Annotated in this window: 25 protein-coding genes; 12 read left to right on the top strand and 13 right to left on the bottom strand. The window is 63.1% G+C overall.

Going from position 1 to position 26836, the window contains the following annotated elements:
* Both ACILRA_RS00935 and ACILRA_RS00930 read right to left on the bottom strand, forming a co-directional pair.
* Nucleotides 1-739: ABC transporter ATP-binding protein (locus tag ACILRA_RS00935; RefSeq protein WP_395660210.1), on the bottom strand; the 739-nt coding region annotated here is incomplete at its 3' end.
* Nucleotides 740-806: 67 nt separating this feature from the next.
* Nucleotides 807-1550: an SDR family oxidoreductase gene (locus tag ACILRA_RS00930; protein ID WP_395660209.1), complete on the bottom strand. Its 744-nt coding sequence runs from the start codon at nucleotides 1548-1550 to the stop codon at nucleotides 807-809.
* Nucleotides 1551-1615: 65 nt separating this feature from the next.
* Between ACILRA_RS00930 and ACILRA_RS00925 the strand changes: the two genes are divergently transcribed.
* The 3 genes from ACILRA_RS00925 (at nucleotide 1616) to ACILRA_RS00915 (ending at nucleotide 5139) form a co-directional block, all read left to right on the top strand.
* Entirely contained in the window at nucleotides 1616-3052 is a 1437-nt protein-coding gene (locus ACILRA_RS00925; RefSeq protein ID WP_395660208.1) for an amidase, read from the top strand.
* An 85-nt stretch (nucleotides 3053-3137) separates the two neighbouring features.
* Nucleotides 3138-4226, top strand: a complete 1089-nt coding sequence (locus ACILRA_RS00920) for a site-2 protease family protein (RefSeq protein WP_395660207.1) — start codon at nucleotides 3138-3140, stop codon at nucleotides 4224-4226.
* A 76-nt stretch (nucleotides 4227-4302) separates the two neighbouring features.
* Nucleotides 4303-5139, top strand: coding sequence for a glycosyltransferase family 2 protein (locus ACILRA_RS00915; protein WP_395660206.1), 837 nt, complete (start codon nucleotides 4303-4305; stop codon nucleotides 5137-5139).
* On the opposite strand, the gene ACILRA_RS00910 is transcribed toward ACILRA_RS00915, so the two are convergent.
* Entirely contained in the window at nucleotides 5123-5941 is an 819-nt protein-coding gene (locus tag ACILRA_RS00910) for a hypothetical protein (protein ID WP_395660205.1), read from the bottom strand. The genes ACILRA_RS00915 and ACILRA_RS00910 overlap by 17 nt on opposite strands.
* Before the next feature lie 15 nt (nucleotides 5942-5956).
* Here ACILRA_RS00910 and ACILRA_RS00905 point away from each other — a divergent pair, with 15 nt between their 5' ends.
* From ACILRA_RS00905 to ACILRA_RS00895, 3 genes are all read left to right on the top strand, one after another.
* The gene (locus ACILRA_RS00905) at nucleotides 5957-6766 is read left to right on the top strand and encodes a sulfotransferase family 2 domain-containing protein (RefSeq protein WP_395660204.1); all 810 of its coding nucleotides are present in this window, start codon (nucleotides 5957-5959) and stop codon (nucleotides 6764-6766) included.
* Nucleotides 6767-6987: 221 nt separating this feature from the next.
* Nucleotides 6988-7722 (top strand): methyltransferase domain-containing protein, encoded by a 735-nt coding sequence (locus ACILRA_RS00900; RefSeq protein ID WP_395660203.1) that lies wholly within the window; start codon nucleotides 6988-6990, stop codon nucleotides 7720-7722.
* Nucleotides 7723-7860: 138 nt separating this feature from the next.
* Nucleotides 7861-9729: a hypothetical protein gene (locus ACILRA_RS00895; RefSeq protein WP_395660202.1), complete on the top strand. Its 1869-nt coding sequence runs from the start codon at nucleotides 7861-7863 to the stop codon at nucleotides 9727-9729.
* 134 nt (nucleotides 9730-9863) lie between these two features.
* Here ACILRA_RS00895 and ACILRA_RS00890 read toward each other — a convergent pair whose 3' ends face one another.
* Together ACILRA_RS00890 and ACILRA_RS00885 are read right to left on the bottom strand one after the other, a co-directional pair.
* The gene (locus ACILRA_RS00890) at nucleotides 9864-10874 is read right to left on the bottom strand and encodes an NAD-dependent epimerase/dehydratase family protein (protein WP_395660201.1); all 1011 of its coding nucleotides are present in this window, start codon (nucleotides 10872-10874) and stop codon (nucleotides 9864-9866) included.
* 16 nt (nucleotides 10875-10890) lie between these two features.
* Nucleotides 10891-11640, bottom strand: a complete 750-nt coding sequence (locus ACILRA_RS00885; RefSeq protein WP_395660200.1) for a putative nucleotide-diphospho-sugar transferase — start codon at nucleotides 11638-11640, stop codon at nucleotides 10891-10893.
* A 245-nt stretch (nucleotides 11641-11885) separates the two neighbouring features.
* On the opposite strand from ACILRA_RS00885, the gene ACILRA_RS00880 reads away from it, so the two are divergent.
* Nucleotides 11886-13592: an ABC transporter ATP-binding protein gene (locus tag ACILRA_RS00880; RefSeq protein ID WP_395660199.1), complete on the top strand. Its 1707-nt coding sequence runs from the start codon at nucleotides 11886-11888 to the stop codon at nucleotides 13590-13592.
* Between the two features lie 3 nt (nucleotides 13593-13595).
* Here ACILRA_RS00880 and ACILRA_RS00875 read toward each other — a convergent pair whose 3' ends face one another.
* The 3 genes from ACILRA_RS00875 to ACILRA_RS00865 are packed head-to-tail and all read right to left on the bottom strand — an operon-like array spanning nucleotide 13596 to nucleotide 17000.
* Entirely contained in the window at nucleotides 13596-14513 is a 918-nt protein-coding gene (locus ACILRA_RS00875; protein WP_395660198.1) for a sulfotransferase domain-containing protein, read from the bottom strand.
* 57 nt (nucleotides 14514-14570) lie between these two features.
* Nucleotides 14571-15911, bottom strand: a complete 1341-nt coding sequence (locus tag ACILRA_RS00870) for a sugar-transfer associated ATP-grasp domain-containing protein (protein ID WP_395660197.1) — start codon at nucleotides 15909-15911, stop codon at nucleotides 14571-14573.
* A gap of 36 nt (nucleotides 15912-15947) precedes the next feature.
* Entirely contained in the window at nucleotides 15948-17000 is a 1053-nt protein-coding gene (locus ACILRA_RS00865) for a mitochondrial fission ELM1 family protein (protein WP_395660196.1), read from the bottom strand.
* 149 nt (nucleotides 17001-17149) lie between these two features.
* On the opposite strand from ACILRA_RS00865, the gene ACILRA_RS00860 reads away from it, so the two are divergent.
* Genes ACILRA_RS00860 through ACILRA_RS00845 form a run of 4 tightly spaced genes read left to right on the top strand, consistent with a single transcriptional unit; the run spans nucleotide 17150 to nucleotide 21292 of the window.
* A complete protein-coding gene (locus tag ACILRA_RS00860) occupies nucleotides 17150-18076 on the top strand; it encodes a hypothetical protein (RefSeq protein ID WP_395660195.1) in 927 nt (308 codons plus the stop codon).
* Between the two features lie 8 nt (nucleotides 18077-18084).
* A complete protein-coding gene (locus tag ACILRA_RS00855; protein ID WP_395660194.1) occupies nucleotides 18085-19266 on the top strand; it encodes a glycosyltransferase family 4 protein in 1182 nt (393 codons plus the stop codon).
* The gene (locus ACILRA_RS00850) at nucleotides 19256-20275 is read left to right on the top strand and encodes an ELM1/GtrOC1 family putative glycosyltransferase (protein WP_395660193.1); all 1020 of its coding nucleotides are present in this window, start codon (nucleotides 19256-19258) and stop codon (nucleotides 20273-20275) included. Before ACILRA_RS00855 ends, ACILRA_RS00850 begins: the two co-directional genes overlap by 11 nt.
* 36 nt (nucleotides 20276-20311) lie before the next feature.
* Complete coding sequence (locus ACILRA_RS00845) at nucleotides 20312-21292, top strand: aldo/keto reductase (protein ID WP_395660192.1); 981 nt, start codon at nucleotides 20312-20314, stop codon at nucleotides 21290-21292.
* 118 nt (nucleotides 21293-21410) lie between these two features.
* On the opposite strand, the gene ACILRA_RS00840 is transcribed toward ACILRA_RS00845, so the two are convergent.
* The 5 genes from ACILRA_RS00840 to ACILRA_RS00820 are packed head-to-tail and all read right to left on the bottom strand — an operon-like array spanning nucleotide 21411 to nucleotide 26053.
* Entirely contained in the window at nucleotides 21411-22388 is a 978-nt protein-coding gene (locus ACILRA_RS00840; RefSeq protein WP_395660191.1) for an HpcH/HpaI aldolase/citrate lyase family protein, read from the bottom strand.
* Nucleotides 22389-22406: 18 nt separating this feature from the next.
* Nucleotides 22407-22754 (bottom strand): helix-turn-helix transcriptional regulator, encoded by a 348-nt coding sequence (locus ACILRA_RS00835; protein ID WP_395660190.1) that lies wholly within the window; start codon nucleotides 22752-22754, stop codon nucleotides 22407-22409.
* A 9-nt stretch (nucleotides 22755-22763) separates the two neighbouring features.
* On the bottom strand, nucleotides 22764-23651 hold the full coding sequence (gene sucD, locus ACILRA_RS00830; RefSeq protein ID WP_395660189.1) for a succinate--CoA ligase subunit alpha: 888 nt from the start codon (nucleotides 23649-23651) through the stop codon (nucleotides 22764-22766).
* Nucleotides 23648-24847: a malate--CoA ligase subunit beta gene (locus ACILRA_RS00825; protein WP_395660188.1), complete on the bottom strand. Its 1200-nt coding sequence runs from the start codon at nucleotides 24845-24847 to the stop codon at nucleotides 23648-23650. The genes sucD and ACILRA_RS00825 overlap by 4 nt, the downstream gene beginning before the upstream one ends.
* 12 nt (nucleotides 24848-24859) lie before the next feature.
* The gene (locus ACILRA_RS00820; RefSeq protein WP_395660187.1) at nucleotides 24860-26053 is read right to left on the bottom strand and encodes an aminotransferase class V-fold PLP-dependent enzyme; all 1194 of its coding nucleotides are present in this window, start codon (nucleotides 26051-26053) and stop codon (nucleotides 24860-24862) included.
* A gap of 169 nt (nucleotides 26054-26222) precedes the next feature.
* On the opposite strand from ACILRA_RS00820, the gene ACILRA_RS00815 reads away from it, so the two are divergent.
* A complete protein-coding gene (locus ACILRA_RS00815; RefSeq protein WP_395660186.1) occupies nucleotides 26223-26834 on the top strand; it encodes a response regulator transcription factor in 612 nt (203 codons plus the stop codon).
* Nucleotides 26835-26836: the final 2 nt, after the last annotated feature.

Genomic DNA, 26836 nt, shown 5'->3' with positions numbered 1-26836 from the left:
CGTAGATGTCGCGCGGCGAGCCCACCTGGAGGATCTTGCCCTTCGACATGACGGCGATCCGGTCCGACATGGTGAGGGCTTCTTCCTGGTCATGGGTGACGAAGATGAAGGTGATGCCCGTTTCATGCTGCAGCCGCTTCAGTTCGATCTGCATGTCCTTGCGGAGCTTGTAGTCAAGCGCCGAGAGCGGCTCGTCGAGGAGCAGCACCTTAGGCGCGGGGGCGAGCGCGCGGGCCAGCGCCACGCGCTGCTGCTGCCCGCCCGAGATCTGGCTGGTCTTGCGGTTCCTGAGTTCTTCCATCTGGACGAGCTTCAGCATCTCGCTGACGCGGGCCTCAATCTCAGCCCTCGGCTTGCCCAGCATCTCAAGGCCGAAACCGATGTTCTGGCCCACCGTCATGTGGGGAAACAGCGCATAGCTCTGGAACACGGTGTTGACCGGCCGCTTGTAGGGCGGCAGCGGCGCGATGTTCTGGCCATGGAGCAGGATGTCGCCTTCGGTCGGGAAGTCGAAACCGGCGATCAGGCGCAGAAGCGTCGTCTTCCCGCAACCGGAAGGCCCCAGCAGCGTGAAGAACTCATTCTCCCGGATTGCGACCGAAACGTCATCGAGGGCCTTGACGGCGTCCTGCCCGGCTCCCTGGAATAGCTTGGTGACGCCCTTCGCCTGGATGGCGGCCTGGCCTGATGACAAGTTCTGCTCCTCCCCGGGCCATTCTGCGGGCCCGTTTCCCGGCATCCTATGCCGAGAAACGCGGCCTTGCCAATGGCTTCCGATAAATGCGGGCTTCGCCCGGAAGAGTGCCTCAGATCGACCAGCCGCCGTCGATCACGAATGTCTGGCCGGTGACGAAGGCTGCCTCATCGCTTGCCAGATAGACCACCAGCATGCCGATTTCGTCAGCACGGGCCATGCGGCCCATCGGCTGGCGGGAGATGAAGGCGCTTCTGGCGGCTTCGAAATCACCCGTGGCCTTGAGCCTGTCCATCAGCGAGGGGCTGTCGACCGTGCCCGGGCAGATGGCATTGACGCGGATGCCCTTCGAGGTGAAATCGGCGGCCAGCGCCTTGGTCATGCCGATGACGGCGGCCTTGGTGGCGCCATAGACGAAGCGGTTGGGGACACCCTTGATGGAGGAGGCCGCGGAGGCCATGTTGATGACAACGCCATGCCCGCGCTGCAGCCAGCCCGGCATGAAGGCCTTTGTCATCCGGTAATGCGCCTTGACGTTGAGGTCGAAGGAAAAGTCCCAGGCCTTGTCGTCCGTCTCCATGATGGTGCCGGCGTGAACGTATCCGGAGCAATTGAACAGGATGTCCGGGGTGCCGACGCGCGATACCGCCGCATCCACCTCTTCCTGCTTCAGCACGTTGAGCGTGAAGGTTTCGATTGCCGGGTGTTCGGCCGCAAGCGCGGCCAGCGCCTCGCTGTTGATGTCGGTGGCCCAGACCTTGGCGCCTTCCCCCGCCATGCAGATGGCGGAGGCGCGGCCAATGCCCTGCCCCGCGGAGGTGACGATCGCTGTTTTTCCGGCAAGCCTTCCAGCCATGGACTTCTCTCCCCTGTTCCTGTTCAACTGGCGCTCTCCCTACCGCTTCGCAACGAGGCTTGTCCATGAGTAACGAGGATCTCTGCTATCTCTCCGCCACTGCTGCCCTGGCGCTTTTCAGGGCGCGGAAGCTCTCTCCGGTGGAGTTGACCCAGGCGCTGGTCGAGAGAACTGAGCGGGTCAATCAGCGAATCAACTGCCTGGCCGACCGCTATTTCGGCGAGGCGCTGGAGCAGGCGAGGCGCGCAGAGGCGCGCTACATGAAGCGCGGCGCGAAGACCGCCCCGCTGGAGGGCATTCCACTGGCCGTGAAGGACGCGCAGCGGGTGGCGGGCCGGCGCACCACGCACGGCTCCCTCATCTTCAAGGATTCAGTGGACGATCATTCCGACCCGATGATCGAGCGCCTGCAGAAGGCGGGCGCCATCATTCTCGCGCGCACCACGACGCCGGAGTTCTGCCTGACCGGAATCACCGAATCCCGGATCTGGGGTGTGACCCGCAATCCGTGGAACACGGACTGGGCGCCGGGCGGCTCGTCGGGCGGTTCGGGTGCGGCCCTTGCCGCGGGCCTTGCCACCCTGGCGACAGGCACCGACATCGGCGGCTCGATCCGCATTCCGGCGGCGGCCTGCGGGGTTGTCGGCTTCAAGCCGCCCCACGGACGCAATCCCGATGGCCCGCCCGCCAACTTCGACCGCTTCAATCACTGCGGCCCGATGACACGGAGCGTGGCGGATGCCGCGCTGATGCAGAACATCACCTCGGGCCCGCACCCCCTCGACCATGATTCGCTCCGCCAGAAGGTGAAACTTCCGGCCGAAGCTGCTTCCATCAAGGGCATGAAGATCGCCTATTCGGTGGACCTGGGCTACGTGCCGGTGGAGCGGGAGGTTCGGGAGAACATGCTCACCGCGCTGGACGTGTTCCGGCAGCTGGGGGCCACGGTCGCGGAGGTGGACATCGGCTGGACCGGGGACGTGGAGGCCAATGGCCTGCACTGGTACAACACCATGCATTTCGGCCGCCAGACCATCTGGCAGCGGACGGAAAACGCCGACCTGATGACCAGCTACGCGCTGAAGTTCGCCGATGCCGCGCGCAAGGCGACCAGCATCGACGATGTGCACAAGGTCTTCGAGCAGGCGCACCGCATGTACCAGACGCTGGGACCGGTTCTCGCCAGCCATGACGTCTTCATCTGCCCGACCAACAACGCCCCGTCGGTCAAGGCCAGCCATGATCCCTTCGACCCGCACTTCACCGTTGCGGGCCGGAAGGTTGATCCCGAGTATGGCTGGGTGATGACGCACCAGTTCAACATGCTGCACAACTGCCCGGTGCTGTCCGTGCCGTCGGGCCATGCCGCGACGGGCGTTCCGACGGCGATCCAGATCGTGGGGCGCAGCTTCGACGATCAACGCGTGTTCAAGGCCGCGCTGGCCTATGAAAAGGCGGCCGGCGGCTGGTACACGGGACGGGAGAAGCGCCCCAAGCTGTGAGGCAGCTGGCATGGGGAGCGCGCATCCAAGCCTAGCGCATGAATATTTTCCTTGACATTTCGGTGAAAGCCGTTATGTTCGTGCCATGGGCTGGTCACTCACCATCGGGCGCATTGCCGGAACCGACATCCGGCTTCACTTCACCTTCCTCCTGTTCCTCGTCTGGATCGGGGTTACGGACTATCTGGTGCGCGGCGCGGCCGCGGCCCTCGACACGGTGGTCTTCATCCTGCTCGTCTTCCTGTGCGTGACGCTGCATGAATTCGGCCACATCGCCATGGCGCGGCGCTTCGGCATCCGCACGCCGCAGGTGATCCTCTCGCCCATCGGCGGCATCGCCAGCCTCGAGCGCATGCCGGAGAAGCCGGTGCAGGAACTGCTGGTGGCGCTGGCAGGTCCGCTCGTCAACGTGGCGATCGCCGGGGTGCTGATGGCGGGCTTCGGACTGGGGACCAGCCAGATGACGGCCATAGATTTCGACAACGCGACGCTTGCCGAGCGGCTGTTGCTGGTCAATGTCATGCTGGTGCTGTTCAACATGGTGCCGGCCTTCCCGATGGACGGCGGGCGCGTGCTGCGCGCGCTGCTGGCCATGAACATGGGCGCCCCCCGCGCCACGGCGCTGGCCGCCCGCATCGGCCAGGGCTTCGCCTTCCTCTTCGTACTGGTGGGGCTGTTCTACAACCCGATCCTGATCTTCGTGGGCGTCTTCATCTATTTTGCCGCCGCCTCGGAGGAGCAGACAGCAGCCTTCACCGGCTTCGCCTCACGGCTCCGGGTGAGGGATGCGATGGAGCCATCGCCGGTGGTGCTCGCAGCGGAGGATCTGTTGTCGGCAGCGGTCGATGCGCTGCTGTCTTCGCCGCAGAAGGAGTTTCCTGTGGTGAGCCAGAATGGCCAAGTCGCAGGCATGCTCGACCGCGACGCCATGATCATCGGCCTGCGCGACCACGGCGCCATGGCTGCCGTTGGCACGCTCATGCGCGCCTCAGAGCCGCTGCTGATCGACCAGCCCCTCGTGGAGGCCTTCGACCAGATCCGGAGAGCGGGCGCCAAGGCGGAAGTTGTGCTCGACACCACGGGCGCCATTGTGGGCATCCTCTCGCAGGAGAACATCGCGGAGATGTTGATGATCGATAACGCCCGGCCGGGATGGCGTTTCAGGCGCGGTTAACGGGAATTACGTTGGACGCCAGAGAGCCTGTTCGCTAGTCTGGCGCCTTTACGAGGAAGGACCAGCCGAACCGACAATGCCGCCTTCAATCTCCGCCGTCATCCCGACCTACCGGCGCCACGCGCAACTGAAGTCCGCAGTCCAGTCAGCCATCAGCCAGAGCTTTGAGGGCGATCTCGACATCATTGTGGTAGACGACAACCCGCCGGACTCGGAGATCTTCGCCCAGAACCGGGCGATGTTGGCGCGTGACTTTCCACAGGTTCGGCATATCGCAAATGACCAGCCGCGCGGTGGCGGCGGCGCCCGCAACTGCGGAATTCTGGCAGCACGGGGTGAATGGATTGCCTTCCTTGACGATGACGATACATGGCTCCCCGGCAAGCTATCACGCCAATGGCAGCTGGCGGCGCGCGTGGCGGAGAATGTTGCCTGCATCGACACCGGCTTCTTCGAGCTTGACGAGGCCTCAGGCACACAGACCGCGGTGCTGCCGAAGCTTCAGGGGGAAATATTTGCTGACCTGCTGGTCAAGCACAATGGCCGGGCGCCCAAGCTGTCGACGCTGATCTGCCGGCGGGATGCATTGATTGCGGTTGGCATGTTCGACAAGGACCTGCCCTCCCGCCAGGACATTGACCTCTACCTGCGGCTGGCCCGTCAGTTCCACTTCGCATCGGTGCCGGAGCCCCTCGCGGTCAAGCACCTTCATGCAGGCGAACGGATCAGCACGAATCCCGGAAAGAAGATCGCGGGATTTGAGATGTTTCTCAAAAAATACGCTGAGGACTTCCGGGCAAGGCCCGATCTTTACCGCATATTCCAGCGCCAGTTCGCCAAGCGCCTGTATCGTGCCGGACGCTATGCCAGCGCCGCGCGCGTCCTGATGAAAAGTCTCATGCGCTTTCCCTGAGGCTCTCGGAACCCGCAACCGCCCTGGCCACCCGCTGCAGTACCTCGGCCGCCATTGCCTCCGGCGCGTCGCTGCCGGAAATCTCGATCACCTGGGTGCGTGCGAGGCGGCTGAAGAGCTCCGTGAGCAGTTCGAAATTCCTTGCCTCGCGCGATAGCTCATCGCGAATGTCATCAGACGGCCGCCCGTCGAAGCGGCTTCTTCCGTGGGTGCGGGCAGCGATGCGCTGCACGGCATCCTCGACCGGCGTCTTTATCCAGACGATAAACTGGGGGGCTACGGGTGCGAGAAATAACACGATGCGTTCAAGCTCACGGCGATCGAAGTCCTGCCGCGAGACCAGGATAGACCAGATCTTCTGCACGACACCCTGATCAAGAACCAGGGGGCGACCAAGATCATTCGTGTAGTAGATGAGTTGATCGGCAAGCCGCCAAAGCTTGCGCATGCCATTGCCATGACGCGGCCGCAACGAAAGGAAAAAACGCCAAGAGGCCCGACAAAGGCCCAAACGCCATGACACCGGCACACGGGCACCCATTACCTGCCCGCGCTGCAACCAGTCCTTGGGAAAGTGTCCGGCCACGGTCGTCTTGCCGGCCCCGGGCAGACCAACGAACTCGACCAGCAATTTGCCGCCCCGCTGACCCGCCATCAGGGTTGCCAATTGAGCATGATGCGCCGTCCGGCGCCCACGCACGCCGTCCACGCATCCCCCAAAACCGGGACCGAACATGGTCCCGCAGACATCAACTTTCTCATTTCCGCTTCTTGCAATCGCTTTCTTTCTGACTTTCGCCAAGGCCGAATACCGCCCATGAAACCCAGACGCATCGGTACCACACTCAAGTCAGAAGCACTCCTTCGGCTGACGCCGAAATACTCGAATATTCTCTTCGTGCCGTCCAGAAGCCTGTGTTTCTTCCCCATACCCAAGAATGCCAACTCCTACCTTAAGTCACTCGTTCTGTACAATGACAAGAGCGGCGGCCCTGCCTTTCATCCGCAGCAGACAACCGCTCTGGCCCATCTCAGATCCACTCAGGACCGATACAAGCTGGATTCGTGGAGCCGCTTGCGCGCGAATGACGTTATCAAATTCGCGGTCCTTCGGAACCCCTATTCACGGCTGGTGAGCTGCTTTGTCGACAAGCTGGTGAAGCCCGCCATCGGGCTGCACGGCGGCGGGCCCGTGTCCTTCGCCGCGCAATCGGGCATCGCCGAGTTGGGCAGCTTCCAGCATTTCGTCGAAACCGTCTGCGCCCAGCCCGATTACCGGCGCGACCGGTATGTGCGGTCGCAGGCGCATTACCTCAATGGATTTCCGGCCGGAAGCTTCAGCCATCTGGGCGCGATAGAACGGCTGGACGTCACACTGCGCTTCCTCGCCGGCCTAGGCTTTCCGGACCTGCCGCCGGACCTGCACAGCGGGGTGGTGAAGCGCACCGCCTATAACCGGGAGGTTCCGCCGGGGGCGAAGCCCGTGGCCGATTTCAGCGAGGCGGATTTCCGCACCTTCGGCATCCCGCCCCGCAAACAATTCGCCGACGCCGCGCTGGAGGCGCTGGTGCGCCGCAGCTTCGGGACGGACTACGCGCTGTGGCAGGCGGCGATAGAGAGTGATTAGAGTGATTAACGTATCGCCGATGGGAATAATCCACAGACACAATCAAAGATCTCGAGCTGATTCTTCGGGGTAGACACGTTCCTCGGCGCGGCGCATACAGGCGCAAAATTCCTCGTATCCTAAATCCGATGAATCCAGACAAAATTGATTCTCCGAACTTCGGACAGCGATACCTGGCGGAAAGGACGGAGAACTGAATGGCCAGAAAGAAACTGACGCGCATGATCGGGCGCGTTGCTCCGGGATCAGGATTACAGAAATTTCTGTTGCGGTATCTGCAGACCGAAAAGAATCTGAAGCCAATCGCGCAGCGGACCTGCAACATCTGCGGCTATCACGGCTGGTTCGGGCATACCGGGCGTCCGCCGCGGCTGGATGCTCGGTGCCCCGGATGCCTGAGCCTCGAAAGACACCGCCTTCTGAAGCTCGCCATCGACGGCGGGCAGATTCCTATTGACGTCTCCGGCAATGACAAGGTTCTCCATTTCGCGCCCGAGCCGATCCTTGAACGGATGTTCCGTCAAATCTGGCCTAACTACACCACGGCCGATCTCTTCAGGAAGGCCGATCTCACGCTGAACATGGAAGCAATCGACCTGCCGGACGCCAGCATGAAGCTGGTGATCGCCAGCCATGTTCTTGAGCATGTGGATGACCGAAAGGCAGGCAAGGAGCTTTACAGAATCCTCGTTCCCGGTGGCGTCCTGATCTGCATGGTGCCGATCGTCGAAGGCTGGAAAACGACCTACGAGAATCCAGACATCACATCGGAGGATGACCGCTGGCTGCATTTCGGACAAGGCGATCACGTGCGGTATTTTGGACGTGACTTCCGGCAGCGGATCGAGCGGAGCGGACTGAAACTGATCATGGAGATCACCGCCGAAGGCGGGGATGTGATCCGCTACGGACTGCTGCGCGGGGAAAAGGTGTTCGTGTTCGCCAAGCCGCTTTGACCTGTGACGGGCATGTCAGCCGCACGACGCCCGCCAATCACGTCAATGCAGGTACGACGAGCCAGTTCGTGAACAGCTGGCCCGTTTCCGGTAGGGTGTTCGGCTCAAAATAGCTTAAACTAGGGTTTATGCAGTCTTATGTTCAGAGGTCTGACGGCAAAGCGGCGGAAGAAGAAGCGCCGCTATATTCCTCGCCGGCTTGGCGTGGAGAGATTTTTCAAGGCCCTCAAGGATGAGAGTATTGATTACGTTGTCCTCCGGTGGTTTGACTCCTTGCCTACATTGGCGCAAGGCGAGGATATCGACCTGCTCGTTGCGGACGAAGATCTGGAACGAATCGAGCGTCATCTGAACGGCAGCCGCCGCAACGGGACACCCGTAGACCTCTACACCGTGTCTGGACTGCCCGGGACGGACTATCGAGGCGTGCCCTATTTCCCCCCGCCTCTGGCGCGCGAGGTTCTCGCCACAGCCGGTTTTCAGTCTAACGGTGTCCGCGTACCTGATACGTGGCACCACCTTTCAACGATGTGCTACCATGCTCTTTTCCATAAGGGATTCGATTGCGGACTTCCCGAAGGGCCGGGCCTCCAGTCCAAGGTTACAAGAGCAGATCATGATTATGCTGCAGCGATAGGCGACTGCGCCCGGAGCACCAATGTCGTTATGGATAATCTCACTCTGGACGGCATTCGCAAATGGCTGGACCAGGTTGGCTGGCAGCCGCCCATGGACACACTGGAGAAGCTTGCGAGAAGGAATGCATGGGTCCGGGAGGCGTTCTTCCCGCAGGAAGACCTCTCTCACAGTGACTGGGACGGATTGGCCGTTTTCGTTGTTCGCGACCGTGGACTGTCCAGCCTGCCGCAAATTCGTGACGCGCTCTGGCGCGAAGGTTTCGATATGCTTGACGAAGGGGCAATCCCGCCGGAACTTCGCGAACAGGCGAAATATCAAATCCGCGGTGGAAACTGGCATCGCGGGCCATGGCCCGAAAGCGGGGGCGATCCCGCTTATATAATCGTCACGTTCGATGTCTTTCCGGTCAATCCAAATCCCAAACTTCAGGCCAGTCATTTTGGCCTGACTAACGAAAGAATTTACAAGGCCAAACGCCGCGCGCGCGACATAATCAACAATGCGTTGCCTTCGACCAATCGCTGCAACGCCATACATTCATCCGACAATTCCAGCCAAGCATTGCACTATCTGAAGGTGGCGTGGAACGATCCTGGCCGGGAGGCTTCGCTTGAGGCCAAGATCGGTGAATTGAAGCAGAAGGTTGATTTCGGACACGAAGTCATCATGCCGTTGTCCCGTTACGCGCGAAGAGCGGCCGCATGGCTCATCCGGTACAATGGAAAGCTCGCAGTCTGCAAAGTCTTCCGGCCTGGCCGTGAGCGGTTCATGCACCGCGAGCGCAAGGCCCGAGAGTTGGCGGGATCGCTGCCCTATATCCTTCCAATCATTGGAGAGGGAGAGCGCTGGCTTATTTTCCCCTATTTGGCCGATCTGGACACAGGCAAAAGATTTCTGACCCGGCGCGAGATGGCCATCGTCCGGGAGATCATCCTGCACTTCAGGAGGGCGGGGTTCGAGTTGATCGACTTCACCCCTGGAAATCTGCTGATCGACACAAGGCAGGGGCTGAGGGCGAATGACTTTGAATTCATGCAGCAGGCCATGCCAAGCGGCAGCCTGAAAGGATGCTATTGCTGGTACCGGGTTCGCGATTCATCGGCACTTGACTTGCCATCGGGAGAGCGGGGGCCGAAGCTCAATTACTATCGTTCATGGTTCCGCCGGACCGGAATTCCGCTTTCCATGGCGACTCGCGATCTACCGGCGCTTGCTACAGCGCCCGTTCAGGCCGTTTCATGTTTGATTTTCTGGGTCCAGTACAATCTGCTTGGAAAGGGCCGCAGACGAGCCGCCGAGAGCACGGCGGCAGCCTCGAGAATCAGAGCGCTGCGCAATGCTCCATGGGGACGCGGCGGACCGCAGTGATCCGGTTCGGCGGGCCATTCTCCCGCCCGGGCGAACTGGCTAAAAGGCCCACTGGCGGCGTTGCCATTCTGCTGAATTCACTGACCACCGGGGCTCAGCGCGCCGAAGATTGCCCAGCGCCTATTCGCCAAAAATCAGTTGCCTTGTGAAGGCTGGGATCTATACCACTCCACGAATAGCCTCACCCCCTCGCGGTAGTCGGTGTCCGGGCGGAAGCCGGTGAGGGTGTGGAGGAGCGCCGTGTCCGCCAGAGTTGCGGGAACATCGCCCGGCTGCATGGGAAGATAGTTCCGGATTGCCTTGCGGCCGAGCGCCTCCTCAAGCGCCTCGACCATGTCCAAGAGCCGGACCATCGACGAATTTCCGATGTTCACCACGCGAAATGGCGCGGCGGGTGACAGGCTGTCCTCCGTAAGGTGGGGTTGGCCCTTGACCGGCGGCACATCGATCAACAGCCGGATGGCTTTCACAAGATCGGTGACATAGGTAAAGTCACGGTAGAGTTCGCCATGATTGTAGACGTCGATCGTGCGGCCGGCGATGATCGCCTCGGTGAACTTGAACAACGCCATGTCCGGCCTGCCCCAGGGCCCATAGACAGTGAAGAAGCGAAATGCCGTGGTGGGAATGTTCCACAGGCTGGCATAAGAATGCGCCATCGCCTCGCCTGCCTTCTTGGTGGCGGCGTAGATGGTGAGCGGCGCGTCGGCGCGCTGCGTCTCACGGAAGGGCATATCGGTGTTTCCGCCATAAACGGATGATGTGGAGGCGAGCAGCAGATGCTGCGCTCCGGACTCGCGCACGCATTCGAGCAGGTTGAAGGTGCCGACGATATTGGCGTCGATGTAAGAGCGCGGATTTTCCAAGCTGTAGCGCACACCAGCCTGGCCCGCGAGATGAACCACGATGTCGGGCTGGAACGCGCGGTATGCACTCCGGAGCCGCTCCATGTCCTCGAGCAGCGCGATCTCCGCCTGGAAGGCATTGCTGCGCGCCAGAATGGCATGGCGGGCCTTCTTCAGGCCAACGTCGTAATAGTCCGTCAGCGCATCATAGCCCTGAACGAGGAAACCTTCCTCCAGCAGAAGCTGCGACAGGTGAAAGCCGATGAACCCTGCCGTGCCTGTGATGAAAACCCTGCGCATCGGATGGATTACCCCGTCAAAGGAAAAAGGCGCGGATCATGGCGGCCGCATTGCAAGGATAGACGCGCAATGTCCTGATGGTCCGCCACAGGCGCCACGCCAGAGACCCGCTCGACTTGTACCACGGCAAGTGGAAGAGCCGCGCCTCGGACTCATTGGCAGACCGGAACAGCAGGCCTCTGAGGGTTCGTATATTGTATTCGGGCGGAATGGCGATAACCTTCACCTCCGGCATCTCCCAGAGCAGCTTTCGCATGATGGGCTGATCCCACTTTGCATTCTCGCGCTTGTACTCCTCTGCCCATCGCTCGAAGAAACGGCGCACGCCATCATTCATGCGATAGTAGAAGACACCGCCGTTGAAGCCGGTGAACCCCGGGTCAACGCTCTCCGCCTTCAGCCGAGACGTGGCGGAGGACACCGGATGGCGATTCTCCACATGGCAGGCGGCGAGGTCATAGCGGCCCAGCAGCCCAAAGGGTTCGATGATGCTGCCGACGACACGCGTATCCGAGTCGAGGTAAAGCGTGTCGCGGAATGGCGTCTCGATGATGCAGTCAAGCTTCGATCGCCGGTGCGGGGTCCTGATCTCGCGCTTGAGGTCAAAGACGGGGTCATGCGAGGGAACATCGCTGAACAGGCAGATGGGGAGTTCAGGGTGCTGGCGCCGGGCGGATCGGGCCGATCTTTCGGCATCCCTGACGAATGATGCCCCGACCGCAATGTAGACGATGCCCCTTTCCTGCTCCACTGCCGATCCTTTCATTCCCGGTTCCGCAAGGGCCACCGCGCCGCTGGGCAAGGCGCATGGCGATGCCCGATAGGGGCCTCAGCCGCGGCCCGCCAGGCCAGATTGGGCTTGCATTCCACGGAAACTCGTCTAACGACCTCTGGGTCTTCGCATGCGCGGAAAACCACGTTCCGGGGCGTTTTAGGCGTCCCTCCGCGGCATTGCAAGCACAGCAGCCATGGGCGATACCCTTGCGCTCGGATTGGTTCGGGGCCTCCTGAATGTTCAAGATCTTCAGATTGTTTTTCGGCGCGGACGGCACGCGCCCCGTGCTGGTGCTGCTGGCCCTCCTGTTGGCTGCGGTTTGCGAAGCCGTTGGGATTTCGGCCATCCTCCCTGCCATTTCGATCGTCTCCGAAACGCAGGAGAACGCCGGACCATCCCCGATCGGGCAGGGCGTCGAGCAGGCGCTCGCGGCCGTCGGCCTTGCGCCCACGCTGGAGTCGTTGCTCGTCCTCATCGCAGTTGCGCTTGTGCTGAAGGCGTTGATCAGCTTCCTCACGCTGACCTATGCCGGCATCGCGGCCGCGAAAGTATCCGTGACGCTCAGGCAACGGCTCATCGATGCGCTCTTCCGCGCCAACTGGCGGTTCTATTCGAGCCAGGCCAGCGGGAAGTTCGCCACGGCGATCAGCGGGGATTCGAACCGGGCGGGGGAGGCCTATCTTCTCTCGGCGCAGTATACCGCCATGGCCATACAGTCGCTCATCTATGTTCTCGTCACGATCCTCATCGACTGGCGCCTTGCCTTGCTGGGAGTGGCCATCGGCGGCTTGATGGCCTACGCGCTGCAATTCTTCGTCACGATGTCGCGCAAGGCCGGACGCAAGCAATCGGACGCGACGAAAGATCTGACGGTGAAGACTGTCGAACTTCTTGCCAACATCAAGCCGCTGAAGACCATGCAGCGCTATCAATCCTTCCAGACGACGATCGGCCAGGCGATGCGGCGGCTGCAGCGCTCGCTGGCACGGCGCGAGATCGCCCGGCAGATCCTGCTGCAGACCGGCGACGTGATCACGGCGCTGGCGCTGATCGCGGTGATTTATGTTGCCTTCACGAACTTCCATGTTTCACTCGGCGCCCTGGTGGTGAGCGGGCTCTTGTTCATGAAGGTCGTCCAGAACTTCACCAAGCTGCAAAAGCTCGAGCAGCAGTTTGCCAATGCCGAGGGCGCCCATGAGCGCGTGACGCAGTTGATCAGCCTGACGGAGGCCAACCGCGAGCCCGCTCACGGCACCGTGCCGCCGGATACCACGGCCGACTTCCGCTTCGAGAATGTGAGTTTCGCCTATGAAGAGGAACCCGTGCTGCGCGAGGTCAGCCTGACCATCGGGGCACGGAAGATCACGGTCATCAAGGGTCTCTCAGGCAGCGGCAAGACCACGCTGATCGACCTGCTCGTCGGTCTCCACCGCGCGCAGTCGGGAAGGGTCACGCTCGGCGGCAAGCCGCTGGCGGAACTGGACATCACGGCGCTGCGCAAGCGCATTGGCTATGTCTCGCAGGACCTGACGCTGCTGCACGCCACGATCCGCGAGAACATCTGCCTGGGGGATTCCTCGCTCGGGGAAGATCAGGTCTCGGAGGCAATCCGGCTTGCGGGTCTCGATGGCTTCATCGCGAGCCTTCCCGCCGGACTTGATACCAGCGTGGGTGAAATGGGCGCGAGGCTTTCGGGCGGCCAGCGCCAGCGCATCGCCCTCGCTCGCGCCCTGGTGACCCATCCCGACATCCTCATTCTGGACGAGGTGACGAGCGCGCTCGACCCTGCGACGGAGGCGGGGATCGTCAGCAATATCCTGAGCCTCTCCAAATCCTTCACCATCATCGTCATCACCCACCGCGAAGCCTGGGTGGGCGTGGCAGAGCGCCTTTACGAGGTGCACGGCGGCAGGGTGACCGAAGTGGAGCGCGCCGCCGCCTGAGGATCAGCTGGCGTAGCCGAAGACCGGGTCAAGCCGCTCACGCACCATCTTGTCGATGGCCGCGGCCTGCTCCTCGCTCACATAATCGCGCCAGCCGCCCACCTTGGCGCGGCGCACCTTGAAACTCGAGGGATCCTTGGCGTCGCCAGGCTTCAGCCTCGTATTGGCGGCGAGCTTGCCGGCATTTTCCTGCTCCATCTTCCGCATGTTCTCAATGGAGGCGAATTCAGCGGCGTCTGCGAGTGCCGCGTCAGTGGGGTCCTCTCCGAGAAAGCGCAGGGCCCGGCCCAGCTGGCCCGCCGTGTCTGCCTTCAGGTCTTCGTATGTCACCACCAGCAGGTTTGGCAGAAGCTTCAGTTCGCGTGCCCAGTCGTTCATGAAGTCGATGATCTTGGGAATGCCGGCTTCCGCGCCCAGGATGAAGGTGTCGATGCCGGTTTCGCCCGCGGGGTAGCCGTTGATGACCTTCTTGCGGGGCAGCATGCGGTGCTTCCACTGGAAATACTGGGAGACCGCCGTATCGCGCGGGTCGCGCACGAGCAGGATCACCGGCGCGCGGCCGTAAAGCTCGCTCTTGCGGTCATGGCCAACATAATCCTTCAGATAGTTGCCATGCGTGAAGAACAGGGCGGGGATGCTGGGATTGGCGCGGTGGAATTCGTCAAACTCCATCATCTGCCCGTCCGGGAGGCCGTATTTATGCGCATAGTAGCGCGACACGAGCACACGGAACCAGGTCCGGCCGCTCTTGCCGAAGGAAACCACCACGCCATCCGAAGCCGCCAGCTTGCCGGCCTCCTCCCATCCGCGCATGCGACGTTCCAGCCGGATCCCGGTCTCGCGCGGCAGGAGGGCTTCTCCCGCCATGGACACAGCCTGGCGAAGTCCCGTGCGGACATGGTGGACAATGGGCAATGGCATGTTGAAGCGGACTTTCTGAAACGATTGGCGCCGGGTTAGCACCTCACCCGCAGCGGTTCAATTGGCCTTGGCCTTCCCGAGATTGAAGGCCAGCAGATGCGCGATCCGCGCATTGCCCGCAGGGCCGCGGCCTGCGCGCTGGTGGATGTCGAGGTCGGGCTTGCCGTTGCCCTCGATGATCATGGCGCCATCGGCCAGCATGGCCACGTCCCAGCCCACGACGATGCGCTCCGGAAACGCTTCGTGCGCCTGGACGGCAAGCGCCACCACGCCCGGCCAGTGCGGCAGGGTGCGCCCCGCGAAGCGGGCGCCGGAAATGGGGTGCGTATCGCGCCAGCCGACATTCGGCCTGATGCCGATATCGGAGGCGATGCCGATCACGCCGGTCTCGAGGTTCACCTCGGTGGCAAGGCCTCCCTGGTGGAAATTGTCGACCACCGAATTGCCGATAGCCATGCGGAAGGCGGCGGCGGCGGCCTCAGCACGCCCCAGCTCATTGCGGCAGGTGAGAAGCCGCACGGTGGCGAGTGCCCCGTTTGCGATGTCGTCAAGAGCCGGGTGATTGGCAAGCCGCGGCTGGACGAGGAAGTCATCCTTCAAGGACTGACGCTTGAGCTTTTCCATCAACTGGCTGCGGTCGAGCACCTGGCCCAGGGCATTGCGGTAGCGGCCGCCGCCGATGAAATCCCAGCGTTCCATGCGGTGCCCGCCGCTGCCGGAGCGCGGCTTCACGAAGATGTCGCTCTCGGGCAACTGCTCCGTGCCGCCCTTCAGCGGCTGGCGTTCGCCCTTCGAGAAATGCATGAGCACCGGCACGGCCTTGACGCCCGTCTCATGACAATGCTCGGCAAACCAGATCTTGTCGTCCATGCCGTCGGCACCGTCAGGCGGCTGCAGCCGGCAATAGGCGGGGCCGATCGTCTCATGCGCCGTGAGGTAGAGGGCTGCCTGCGTCCTGCGCTCGGGCAGGTAGAGTTCGAACATGTAGTACCAGAAGGGTGCGATAGCATGGCGCGCCGCCATCTCCACCTGACCGATGACCTGCCGGGTGACGCCGATGCCTGAGCGCTGCGCAATGGCCCTGCCGTTGCGCCGGGTGAAGACGATGATGGCGGCAGCAAGCGCCACGGGCCAGACCACCGCCGCAACGAGCGCCTTCAGCGGTCCGAAAGGCAGCTTCCAGTAGCTCCAGGCATAGTGCTGGTGGAGGTACTCGGCCGGTGGCAGATGGGCTGAAGGCCTGCCGCGGAACACCCGCGCCAGCGCCATGGGAAGCCCCGCCACGAGATAGGCGAAGGCCTCGGCATGGATGAGCAGCGCCTTCCAGGCAGCGCCCTTCAGCGAGACGACGCGGTCACGCAGGCTGCGGCTGTCCCCGGTGGAGGAGGAAACGGACATCGGATCAGAAATCCCGGTCAGGCGTAAGTCCGCCGCTCATAGGCCAAAAAGCCCCCGGATGCGAGTGACGGCAAGCTCCAGCCCATCCTCAGGTGTGGGCGTGGCTGGCGCCATCGGCTCCTCACCCAGCCACGACGCCCGGCCACTGGCCAAAAGCTGCCGGTGCACGATGCGGAGATCGCGGGAAAAGCGGGCGGGCGCATGGTTGATCAGCAGCCGGAACAGTGTCGCATCCGGCGTGCGGCCCCGCCAGCCGATGGCACCTTCCGCCTCGGCCCGCATCGCGAAGCGCCCGTCCTCGATGTCGAACAGCGAGACCGGCTTTCCCGCTGCAAGCGCCTCCGCCAGCATCGAGATCGAATCGGCGGTGACCACGATGCGATCTGAAAGGCCAAGGAAGGCGTGGAAGGGATTTTCCACTGAACCACCCTGCCAGCGGTGGAGAAGATGCGGCGCGCCCAGCGCCCCGGAGAGCGCCGCCGCCGCGGCTTCGCCCGTGCGCGCGCTGGTGGTGAGAAGCAGCGAGCCGCCATTCGCCCGCGCCAGCCCGGTGACGGCATGGCCGAGCCTTGCCGCGGCCTGCGGCGTGAAGACGTAAGGCCCGCTGCTGCCGCCAACCAGAACGGCCGTGAAGGGCCGCGGGAGGTGCGCCAGACGCGGCGCCCAGCGCGCAGCCTCTGCGGCAATCCTGGCTTGTGTCACGTCATGGAGGGGCAGCGCCACGTGCAGGACATTGGGCGCGCGGGCAAGCCGGTATTGCGGCGTGGTGATCACCAGGTCGAAGGCGTCAAGGCGTGACCATGGCGAGCCGATAAAGACGATGCGAAGCTTCGGGTTCTGCCGCCTGAGCCAGAAGCACACGGCCTCCGCCCCACGGCCGGAACAGATGACGAGATCGGGCCAGGGTGGTGAAAGCGGGCTGGAGCGGGCCGGATCGACGCCCGCGCGCGTCGGCAGGCTCAGGAGGCGGAGAGCCCCTTCATGCCAGCGGTAGGTCAGTTGCTTGACCTCGACGGGCCAGCCGAGCGCCGCGGCCACGGCACGCAGCTGGGTGTTGTCGCCAGAATGCGGACTGCGCAAAATCCACACCCGCGGCGTGGCCTCCTGCAGAACCGGATTCCCCTGAGATTGCAACAGTTTGTGCCCTTGTGACAGAGAGCCGCGCGAAGGCGGCGTTTGAACCCCGGGTCAGTACATGATAGAGGGCGTGCTCGTAAACAATCGTTTCGAGGATTCTCATGGCTTCGACCGGGAATGAAGGGGCCACCCGGCCTCACATCTTCATCCAGACCAATTCCAAGCAGTCGATCGGCGCGATCGTCTCCGCCTATTCCATGAAGCGCAATTCGAAGCACGCCGACAAGTTCGACGTCACCGTCATGCAGCAGGAGGACTACCCCTTCTTTTCCAAGCGCGACGGGCAGACTTACATGCGCCATGGCGTCAAGCGCACCTGGCTTGAGAATGACCTGCAGTCCTTCACGCTCACCCGATTCCTGCCGCCGCAGCTGATGGGCTATCAGGGCCGCGCCCTCGTCGTCGATCCGGACGTCTTCGCGGTGCAGGACGTGTGGGAGCTCCTCTCGCGTGACATGCAGGGCAAGGCCATCATGTGCCGCGGCTCCAAGTTCAAGAACGGGGCCTTTGCCTCCTCCGTGATGCTGCTCGACTGCGCCAAGCTCAAGCACTGGGATGTGGAGAAGAGCTTCAACGAGCTGTTCGAGGGCAATCGCGACTATCACAACTGGATCTCGCTCCTCATGGAGGACCGCAACACCATCGGTACCTTCGAGGATGAGTGGAACGACTTCGACAAGCTGACGCCGAAGACCAAGATGATCCACAATACGAGGCGGCGCACCCAGCCGTGGAAGACGGGCCTCAAGGTCGATTACACGCCCACCGAATTCGTGCCCGTCATCGGCTGGATCATGCGCATGCGCCGCAAGTTCTTTGGCGAGCATGCTCTGCTCGGCCGCTATGCCCGCCATCCGGACCGGAACCAGGAATATTTCTTCTTCGGCCTCCTCAAGGAAGCCTATGAGAAGGGCCTCATCACGGACGCACAGATCAAGGAAGCGATGGCCAGGAACTTCATCCGCCATGATTCCTATGAGGTGATGAAGAGCGTGCCGCCGCTGAACACGCTCAAGATCGCCGCCTGAGCTCCCTCATGAACCACATGGCAGGGCCGCCCGATCCCGAATTGCGGGTGGCCCTGTTCACCGGCAACTACAATTACATCAAGGACGGCGTGGCCCTCACGCTGAACCGGCTCGTGGCGTTTCTCGAAAGCCGCGGCGTGCCGGTGCTGGTGTTCTCGCCTGTTGCTGACAAGCCTGCTTTCGCATCCGTGGGCGAACTCGTTCCCGTGCCGTCCATGGCGATTCCGACGCGGCCGGAATACCGCATTGCTCTTGGGCTTTCAAAGAGGGCGCGCGAGCGGCTCGAAGCCTTCCGGCCCACGCTCCTCCACATCGCTGTCCCCGACATCGCGGGCTACAAGGCGATGAAGCTTGCCGAGAGCTGGGGCGTTCCGGTCGTCGCGTCCTACCACACGCGCTATGACACCTATCTGCGCTTCTATGGCCTCGGCATTTTCGAGAAGCTCGGCCAACGCTATATGCGGCATTTCTACAACCGCATGCGCCGGGTCTATGCGCCATCGCAATCAATGGCGGAGATTCTTCGCAGCGAAGGCCAGTCACAGCATGTGGAGATCTGGGCGCGCGGGGTGGAGAGCGATCTCTTCTCGCCAGCAAAGCGCGATATGGCCTGGCGCCGCTCGCTTGGCATCGCTGATGACGAGGTGGCGATCAGCTTCGCTGGCCGCCTCGTCAAGGAGAAGAACACCGCGATCTATATGCGCGTGCTCAACGCATTGACCGCGAAGGGCCTGAAGGTGAAACCGCTCGTCATCGGCAACGGGCCGGAGATGGCGGCGATGAAGGCGGGCCTCAAGGACGGCATCTTCGTGGGCTTCCTGCATGGCGCGGAGCTGGCGCGCGCCTATGCCTCCTCCGACATCTTCTTCTTTCCGAGCGAGAGCGAAACCTTCGGCAATGTGACACTCGAAGCCATGGCGAGTGGCTTGCCCGCTGTGAATGCGATCTCGAGCGGCAGCAACTCTCTCGTCGCCGAAGGTGTGACGGGCCACCTGGTGAGCGCGCGTGACGAGCAGGCTTTGGCCGCCCGGCTCGCAGCACTTGCTGAAGACCCCGTGCTGCGCCAGCGCATGGGCGAGGCCGCCCGCACCCGCGCGCTGGACTACAGCTGGGATCACATCCTCTCCGGCCTTCTCGCCAGCTACATGGACGTGCTCGGCGAAGCGCGCGCTGAGCCGCATGGCCGCTGAGCCGCTGATCTGGATCTTGTCGCGCGGCCGCAAGGGCGACCTCGACCAGATGACCAATCTTGCCGAAGCCACGGGCTGGCCCTTCGAGGTGAAGCGGCTTCAATTCAGGGGACCTGAAATCCCCGTGCTCTCCTCGCTGCTGCTCACGAACGGCGAGAGCGTGTTCTCCGGCAGCTGGCCGGACCTCGTTTTCTGCGCGGAGGCATCCGCCAGCGTCATCGCGCTCGCCATCAAGCGCAAGTCACAGGGGCGCACGCGCGCCGTCTGCATCGGCAGGCCTGCGGGTGCGGTGCGCGATTTCGATCTCGTGATCACCACCGCGCAATACCGCATCCCGCCCGCCCCGCAGGTGGTCGAACTCTCCATGCCCATCGCCGCCACCACCGAGACTGCAGCAGGGGAAACGCCAGATGGACCCCTGGCGCTGCTCGTCGGCGGCCCCGCCTTCCCGGACCGGCTCGACGCCGCCGCAGCCACGCAGCTTGCCGTTGACACCATCGCCCATGCCACGCGCCGCAACAGGCTGCTCAGCGTGCAGACGAGCCCGCGCACGCCGCAAGACGCCGTTGCAGCGCTGGCGCGCGCCATCACCCCGCCGCACCGGCTGGACGTCTTCCACAAGGGCGAGAACCGCTACAAGGCGCTGCTCGCCGAGGCCTCCGAGATCGTGGTGACGAGCGATTCGGTCTCTATGGTGTCGGATGCGCTGGCCTCCGGCAGGCCGGTCTCTGTCTATCCGCTGCCGCGCAATGAAAACCTCACGTGGCAGGCGGGCGAGTTCCTGTTCCGCCACGCCGTCGAGCAGCCCTCGGCACTCTTCGCACCGGTGAAGGTGCTGTTCGACACAGGCATCATCGAGGCCACGGCGGACAGGCGCCGCCTGTTCCACAGGCTCATCGCTGAGAAGCGGCTGGCGTGGTTCGGAGAGGCACCGGTTCCGCCGCAACCAGAGGCCATGCGCCGTGATCTCGAAAGGGCTGTCCAGTCTCTGCGTGCATTGGTGGCGTGAGCGGCCTATCTTCTGTCTTCATCCAAGGAGGCAAACATGCATCACCGGAATCTCGGACCGCTCAGTGTTTCCGCCATGGGGCTGGGCTGCATGGGCATGTCGGACTTCTATGCCGGGCGTGACGATGCGGAATCACTCGCGACCATCCACGGCGCGCTGGACCTCGGCATCACCTTCCTCGACACCGCTGACATGTATGGCATGGGCTCGAACGAGGAGCTCGTGGGCCGCGCCATCAAGGGCAAGCGGGAAAAATTCGTCATCGCCACCAAGTTCGGCAACATGCGCGCACCCGATGGCGCCTTCCTGGGCGTGAACGGCCGGCCGGACTATGTGCGCAAATGCTGCGAGGAGAGCCTGAAGCGTCTCGGCATCGAGGTGATCGATCTTTACTATCAGCACCGCGTCGATCCCAACACGCCGATCGAGGATACGGTGGGGGCCATGGCCGACCTCGTGAAGCAGGGCAAGGTGCGATACCTCGGCCTGTCGGAAGCATCGCCGCGCACCATCGAGCGCGCCCACACGGTGCACCCCATCGCGGCCCTGCAGACAGAGTATTCGCTGTGGACGCGTGACGTCGAAGACGAGATCCTGCCCACCGTGCGGCGTTTGGGGATAGGCTTTGTGCCCTACAGCCCGCTTGGCCGTGGCTTCCTCACCGGCCGCTTCAAGTCACAGCAGTCACTCGATACCGCCGACTATCGCCTCAACACCCCGCGCTTCCAGGGCGAGAATTTCGAGCGCAACCTGGCGCTGCTGAAGGAAGTGGAGGCGTTGGCCGCCGAAAAGCACGCGACACCCGGCCAGATCGCACTCGCGTGGGTCATGGCGCAGGGCGACGACATCGTGCCGATCCCCGGCACCAAGCGCCGCCAGTATCTGGAAGAGAATGCCGCCGCCGAGACGGTGGCGCTGACGGTCAGCGACCTGCGGCGGCTGTCCGCAGCCTTCCCGAAGGGTGTGGCGGCGGGTGAGCGCTATCAGGCGTCATCGATGAAGTCGATCGACCGATAAGGCGCGCCACATTTTTTTGTGACGTCATCCCGGCGAAGGCCGGGATCCAGCTTTGTGTCAACATGCGCGGAGAGAAGTAGCTGGATCCCGGCCTTCGCCGGGATGACGGTAACTTATGTCAGTTCGCCGCGATCTGCGCGGCCTTCTCCACCAGCACCTGGGCCTGGCGGATCGAGGCGTAGTCGATGAGGCGGCCATCGAGCGAGACGGCACCCTTGCCCTGTGCCTCTGCCTCCTTCATCGCTTCGAGAATGCGATGGGCGCGCGTCACTTCTGCCTCAGACGGGCTCATCACCTCATTCGCCAGCGCGATCTGTGACGGATGGATCGCCCATTTGCCCTCGCAGCCCAGCACCGCGGCACGGCGCGCAGCGGCCCGGAAGGCATCGGCATCCGAGAAATTGCCGAAGGGACCATCCACCGGCCGCAGGCCGTTGGCGCGCGCGGCCACCACCATGCGGGCGATGGCATAGTGCCACATGTCGCCCCAATGGGTCTGGCGCGAGCCGTCGTCGAGTGGCTCCGTCAGCACCGCGTAGTCCGCGTTTGCGCCCCCGATGGAGGTGGTGCGCGCGCGCGTGGACGCTGCATAGTCGGCAACACCGAAGTGCAGCGATTCGTTGCGCTTCGAGGCCGCGGCGATCTCGCTCACATTCTGCATGCCCAGGGCGGTCTCGATGATGAGCTCGAAGCCGATGCGCTTCTTCCGGCCCTTCGCCGTCTCGACCTGCGTTACCAGCATGTCGAGAGCGTAGACGTCTGAGGCTGTTCCGACCTTGGGGATCATGATCAGGTCCAGCCTGTCACCGGCCTGTTCCAGCACGTCCACCACGTCACGATACATGTAGTGCGTATCGAGGCCGTTGATCCTGACCGAGAGCTGCTTCTTGCCCCAGTCAATGTCGCCGATGGCCTGGATGATGTTCTTGCGCGCCTGTGCCTTGTCATCAGGGGCGACCGCGTCCTCGAGGTCGAGGAACACGACGTCGGCGGCGGATTTGGCCGCCTTCTCGAACATCTGCGGCTGGCTTCCCGGCACGGCCAGTTCGCTGCGGTTCAGGCGCGCGGGCGCCTGTTCGATTGTAAAGAAGCTCATGTATGTTTTCCTTGAAAATCAGCAGGCGGCGCGCCGGCGCAGGATGTCGGCCTGCGCCGTTTCGGGGTCGAACAACCCGTTCTCGAAGACATAGCGCACCAGCTGGTGGCGGCGGAACAGCCCCATGTCCTTGATGGCGCGGGACATGTGCGCCTTCACCGTGGCGCTGCTCACGCCGAGGATGAAGGCAATTTCCTTGTCGGCCAGGCCGCAGCAGACGAGCTGAACGACCAGCATCTGCATGGGCGAGAGGCGGGCGGGCCGGGGCTCATAGCGGAAGCTCCTGAGGTCCGGCACGATGGTCATCTTGTTGCCGGACGCCTGCTTGCGCCCCGGCCGAAGGGGGGATTCGAGCGGAAGGATCATGGTCTCACCTCACGCTGCCTTGAGCACCTTCTGCGCCGTGCTGCCGATTTCGGCAGGGGTCGGCGCAATGGCAACACCGACGTCGCGCAGCAGTTCCACCTTCTCCGACGCTCCTTCGCCAAAGGCGGAGATGATGGCCCCGGCATGGCCCATCTTGCGGCCCTTGGGCGCGGAGAGACCTGCCACATAGGCGATGACGGGCTTCGTCATGTTGTCGCGGATGTACTCCGCGGCTTCCGCCTCCTGCGGGCCGCCGATCTCGCCGATCAGGACGACCGCGTGGGTCTCGGGATCATTCTCGAAGAGTTCGAGAATGTCCTTGAAGGACGAGCCGTTGATCGGGTCGCCGCCGATGCCGACCGAGGTCGAGACACCAATGCCGAGTTCCATCATCTGGGCAGCCGCTTCATAGCCCAGCGTGCCGGAGCGGCCGACGATGCCGACATTGCCGGGAAGATAGATGTTGCCCGGCATGATGCCGAGCAGCGCCTTGCCCGGCGAGATCACGCCGGCGCAGTTGGGGCCGATGAGGCGCATGCGGTTTTCCGCCCTGTAGCGGCGCATGTAGCGCTTCACGCGGATCATGTCCTGCGCAGGGATTCCATCGGTGATGGCAACGCACAGCCGCACGCCGGCATCTGCCGCCTCCATGATGGAGTCAGCCGCGAAGGGCGGCGGCACGAAGACGATGGACGAGGTTGCGCCGGTCTTTTCCACCGCTTCCTTCATGGTGTCGAAGACGGGCACGCCATCAAGGCTGGTGCCACCCTTGCCGGGGGTGACGCCGCCCACGATGTTGGTGCCGTATTCCATCATCTCCTTGGTATGGAAGGAGCCGATCTTGCCGGTGATGCCCTGCACCAGGACCGGCGTCGTGGAGTCGAGAAGGATGCTCATGCGTTCACCACCTTGAGGCCGATCGTGTTGGCGTTGTTCTTCCACGCGGCGACTGCGCGTTCGGCAGCCTCCGCCAGTGTGTTGGCGCGGATGATGGGAAGCCCCGAGCGCGCCAGGATGCGGCGTCCCTCTTCCACATGGGTTCCGGCAAGGCGCACGATGACGGGCACGCCGAGCGGATTTTTCTCCAGCGCCTGGACGACGCCTTCGGCAACCCAGTCGCAGCGGTTGATGCCGGCGAAGATGTTGACGAGGATCGCCTCGACATTCTTGTCCATGGTGACGAGCTTGAAGGCCTTGGCCACGCGCTCCGGCGTGGCGCCGCCGCCGATGTCGAGGAAGTTCGCGGGCTCACCGCCTGCGAGCTTGATCATGTCCATCGTCGCCATCGCGAGGCCAGCGCCATTCACGATGCAGCCGATCTTGCCGGTGAGGCCGACATAGGACAGGCCACGGTCTGCCGCATGGGTTTCACGCGGGTCTTCCTGGCTCTTGTCACGGAGTTCGGCCACGGCGGGGTGGCGGAACAGCGCGTTGTCGTCGAAGGTCATCTTGGCGTCGAGCGCAATCACATGATCATCCTCGGTGACGATCAGCGGATTGATCTCCACCATCGTGGCATCGAGCTCCTCAAACGCCCGGTAGCAGCCCATGATGGCGTTGACCGCCGACTGGATCTGCGCGGGCTGGAGGCCAAGCGCGAAGGCCACCTCGCGCGCCTGGAAGGCCTGCATGCCCACCGCCGGCTCAACGCTGACCTTGACGATGGACTCGGGCTTCTCGGCCGCGATGTCCTCGATCTCCATGCCACCCTGGGAAGACGCGACGACCATCACGCGCTCCGACTTCCGGTCCAGAACGAAACCGAGGTAGAGCTCCTTCGTGATGGCAACGCCACCCTCGACATAGAGGCGGTAGACGATCTTGCCGGCCGGGCCGGACTGGTGGGTGACGAGCTTCTTGCCGAGAAGGTCGTCGGCTGCTTCGAGAACCTCGTCCTCGCTGCGGCACAGCTTGACGCCGCCGACCTTGCCGCGTCCGCCGGTGTGGACCTGGGCCTTCACGACCCACAGCTTGCCGCCGATTTCACGCGCGCGATAGGCAGCCTGCTCGGGGCTGTAGGCAAGCGCGCCCTTGGGCACAGGCACGCCAAAGCGGCTCAGGATTTCCTTGGCCTGGTATTCATGAATGTCCATGGATCTTGCTCCTCAGGCCGCGTTCTTGAGCGCGGCGGCGCCAGTGGCGCCACGGTAATATTCAATGGCCGCCGCAACGCCCGAGCCCGCCTGAACGGGAATGCCGAGGTCGCGCATGGCCATTTCGGAACCCGCGATGGCCTGCAGGCACATGATCTCGTTGAGGTCACCCAAGTGGCCGATGCGGAACACCTTGCCCGCCACCTTGTTGAGGCCCATGCCGAGGGACATGTTATACTTGGTGTAGGCATGCTTCACGAGGGCGGCGCTGTCGAAGCCCTCTGGGATGAGGATGGCGCTCACCGTATCGGAATGCCACTTCGGGTCCTTGGCGCAGAGTGACAGGCCCCAGGCGGACACGGCCTGGCGCACGCCCTCGGCCAGCCGGTAGTGGCGGGCGAAGACATTCTCGAGGCCTTCTTCCAGCAGCAGGTCGGTCGCGGCGCGCAGCGCACGGAGCATGTGGAGCGGCGGGGTATAGGGGAAGAAGCCGTCCTTGTTGGTGCGCATCATGTCGTCAAAGTCGAAGTAGCAGCGGCGCATGGTGGCGGCCTTGCGGGCAGCAAGCGCCTTCTCCGACACGCAGAGGATGGCGAGGCCCGCGGGCATCATGAAGCCTTTCTGCGAACCCGACACGCAGATGTCCACGCCCCATTCATCCATGCGGAAGTCGATGGAGGCAAGCGACGACACGGCATCAACGAAGAGCAGCGCGGGGTGGTTGGCGGCATCCATCGCCTTGCGCACGCCGGCAACGTCGCTCGTCACGCCGGTTGCGGTTTCGTTGTGGGTGACCAGCACGGCCTTGTAGCTGTGGGTGGTATCCGCCTTGAGCTTTTCGGCGAAGATTTCAACGGGCACGCCCTCGCCCCAGGGAACGTCCACCACGTCCACCTCAAGGCCCATGCGCGTGCACATGTCAGCCCAGAGCAGCGAGAACTGGCCGAAGCGGGAGATCAGAACCCGGTCACCCGGGGACAGCGTGTTGAGCATCGCGGCTTCCCAGCCGCCGGTGCCGGAGGCGGGGAACAGGAAGATCTGGCCGGTGCGGGTCTTGAAGACCTTCTTCACGTCCTCGAAGAGGGGCAGCGTGAAGGCCGGCAGGTCAGGGGCGCGCTGGTCTTCCATGGAAATGTCCATGGCCAGGCGCACGGCCTGCGGCACATTGGTCGGCCCCGGAATGAAAAGTCCACGAACTCCTGGCATCTGCTTTCTCCCATCTGTTTTGTTGTGTGACCACTTTATGAAGGGGTGGGGAGAACTTGAAAACACTCCAAGAACCAGCCTATTGGCATCTATATGGGTGGGAAACTGCCCATCCTTCTATACTGTAAATTTCGATTGTCACGCAGCGACCTGCCCGTTAGGATAGGGAATGAGTGATTCCCGCAGCCTGATCATCGCCGATCCCAACACCATCATGCTCCAGGCCCTGTCGGACCTGTTCGAGCGGGACAAGCGCTTCAGCCTGGTTGCCACCACCAAGACGGCGGAAGGCTTCCTCGAAAGCTGCCTGCGCGTGCCGGTGGACATCGGCATCGTCGACTGGTCGATCCCGCAGCTTGGCGCGGAGCGTCTGCTCGGCATCCTGCGCGACAGGCCCAACGCGCCGCGCATCATCGTCTATGCCTCGGGCGGCGATCCGGACGTGCCGCGCCGCGCGCTGGCCGCAGGTGCCGCCGCCTTCTGCACGCGGGATGCGCCGGAACAGCAGCTCCTCGATGTCGCCCTGTCGGTTGCGACGGGCCGCATGGTGTTTCCCTACATGGATGTGAGGAGCTTGAAGCGCGACCCGCGCGAAACGCTGACGGAGCGTGAGAAGGCCATGCTCACGGCGCTTGCCAAGGGCCGCACCAACAATGAGCTCGCCGCCGAACTCGGCATCTCCATCAACACCGTGAAGTTCCACCTGCGGAATCTCTACGAGAAGCTTAACCTGCGGAACCGCTCGCAGGCCATCGCCTTCTTCTATGCCAATGAGGCCTGAGT

The organism is Aestuariivirga sp. (assembly GCF_044239095.1).
Classification (GTDB): domain Bacteria; phylum Pseudomonadota; class Alphaproteobacteria; order Rhizobiales; family Aestuariivirgaceae; genus Aestuariivirga.
The sequence above is the reverse complement of the archived record's forward strand: the minus strand, read 5'-3'. Positions and strand labels throughout refer to the sequence as shown.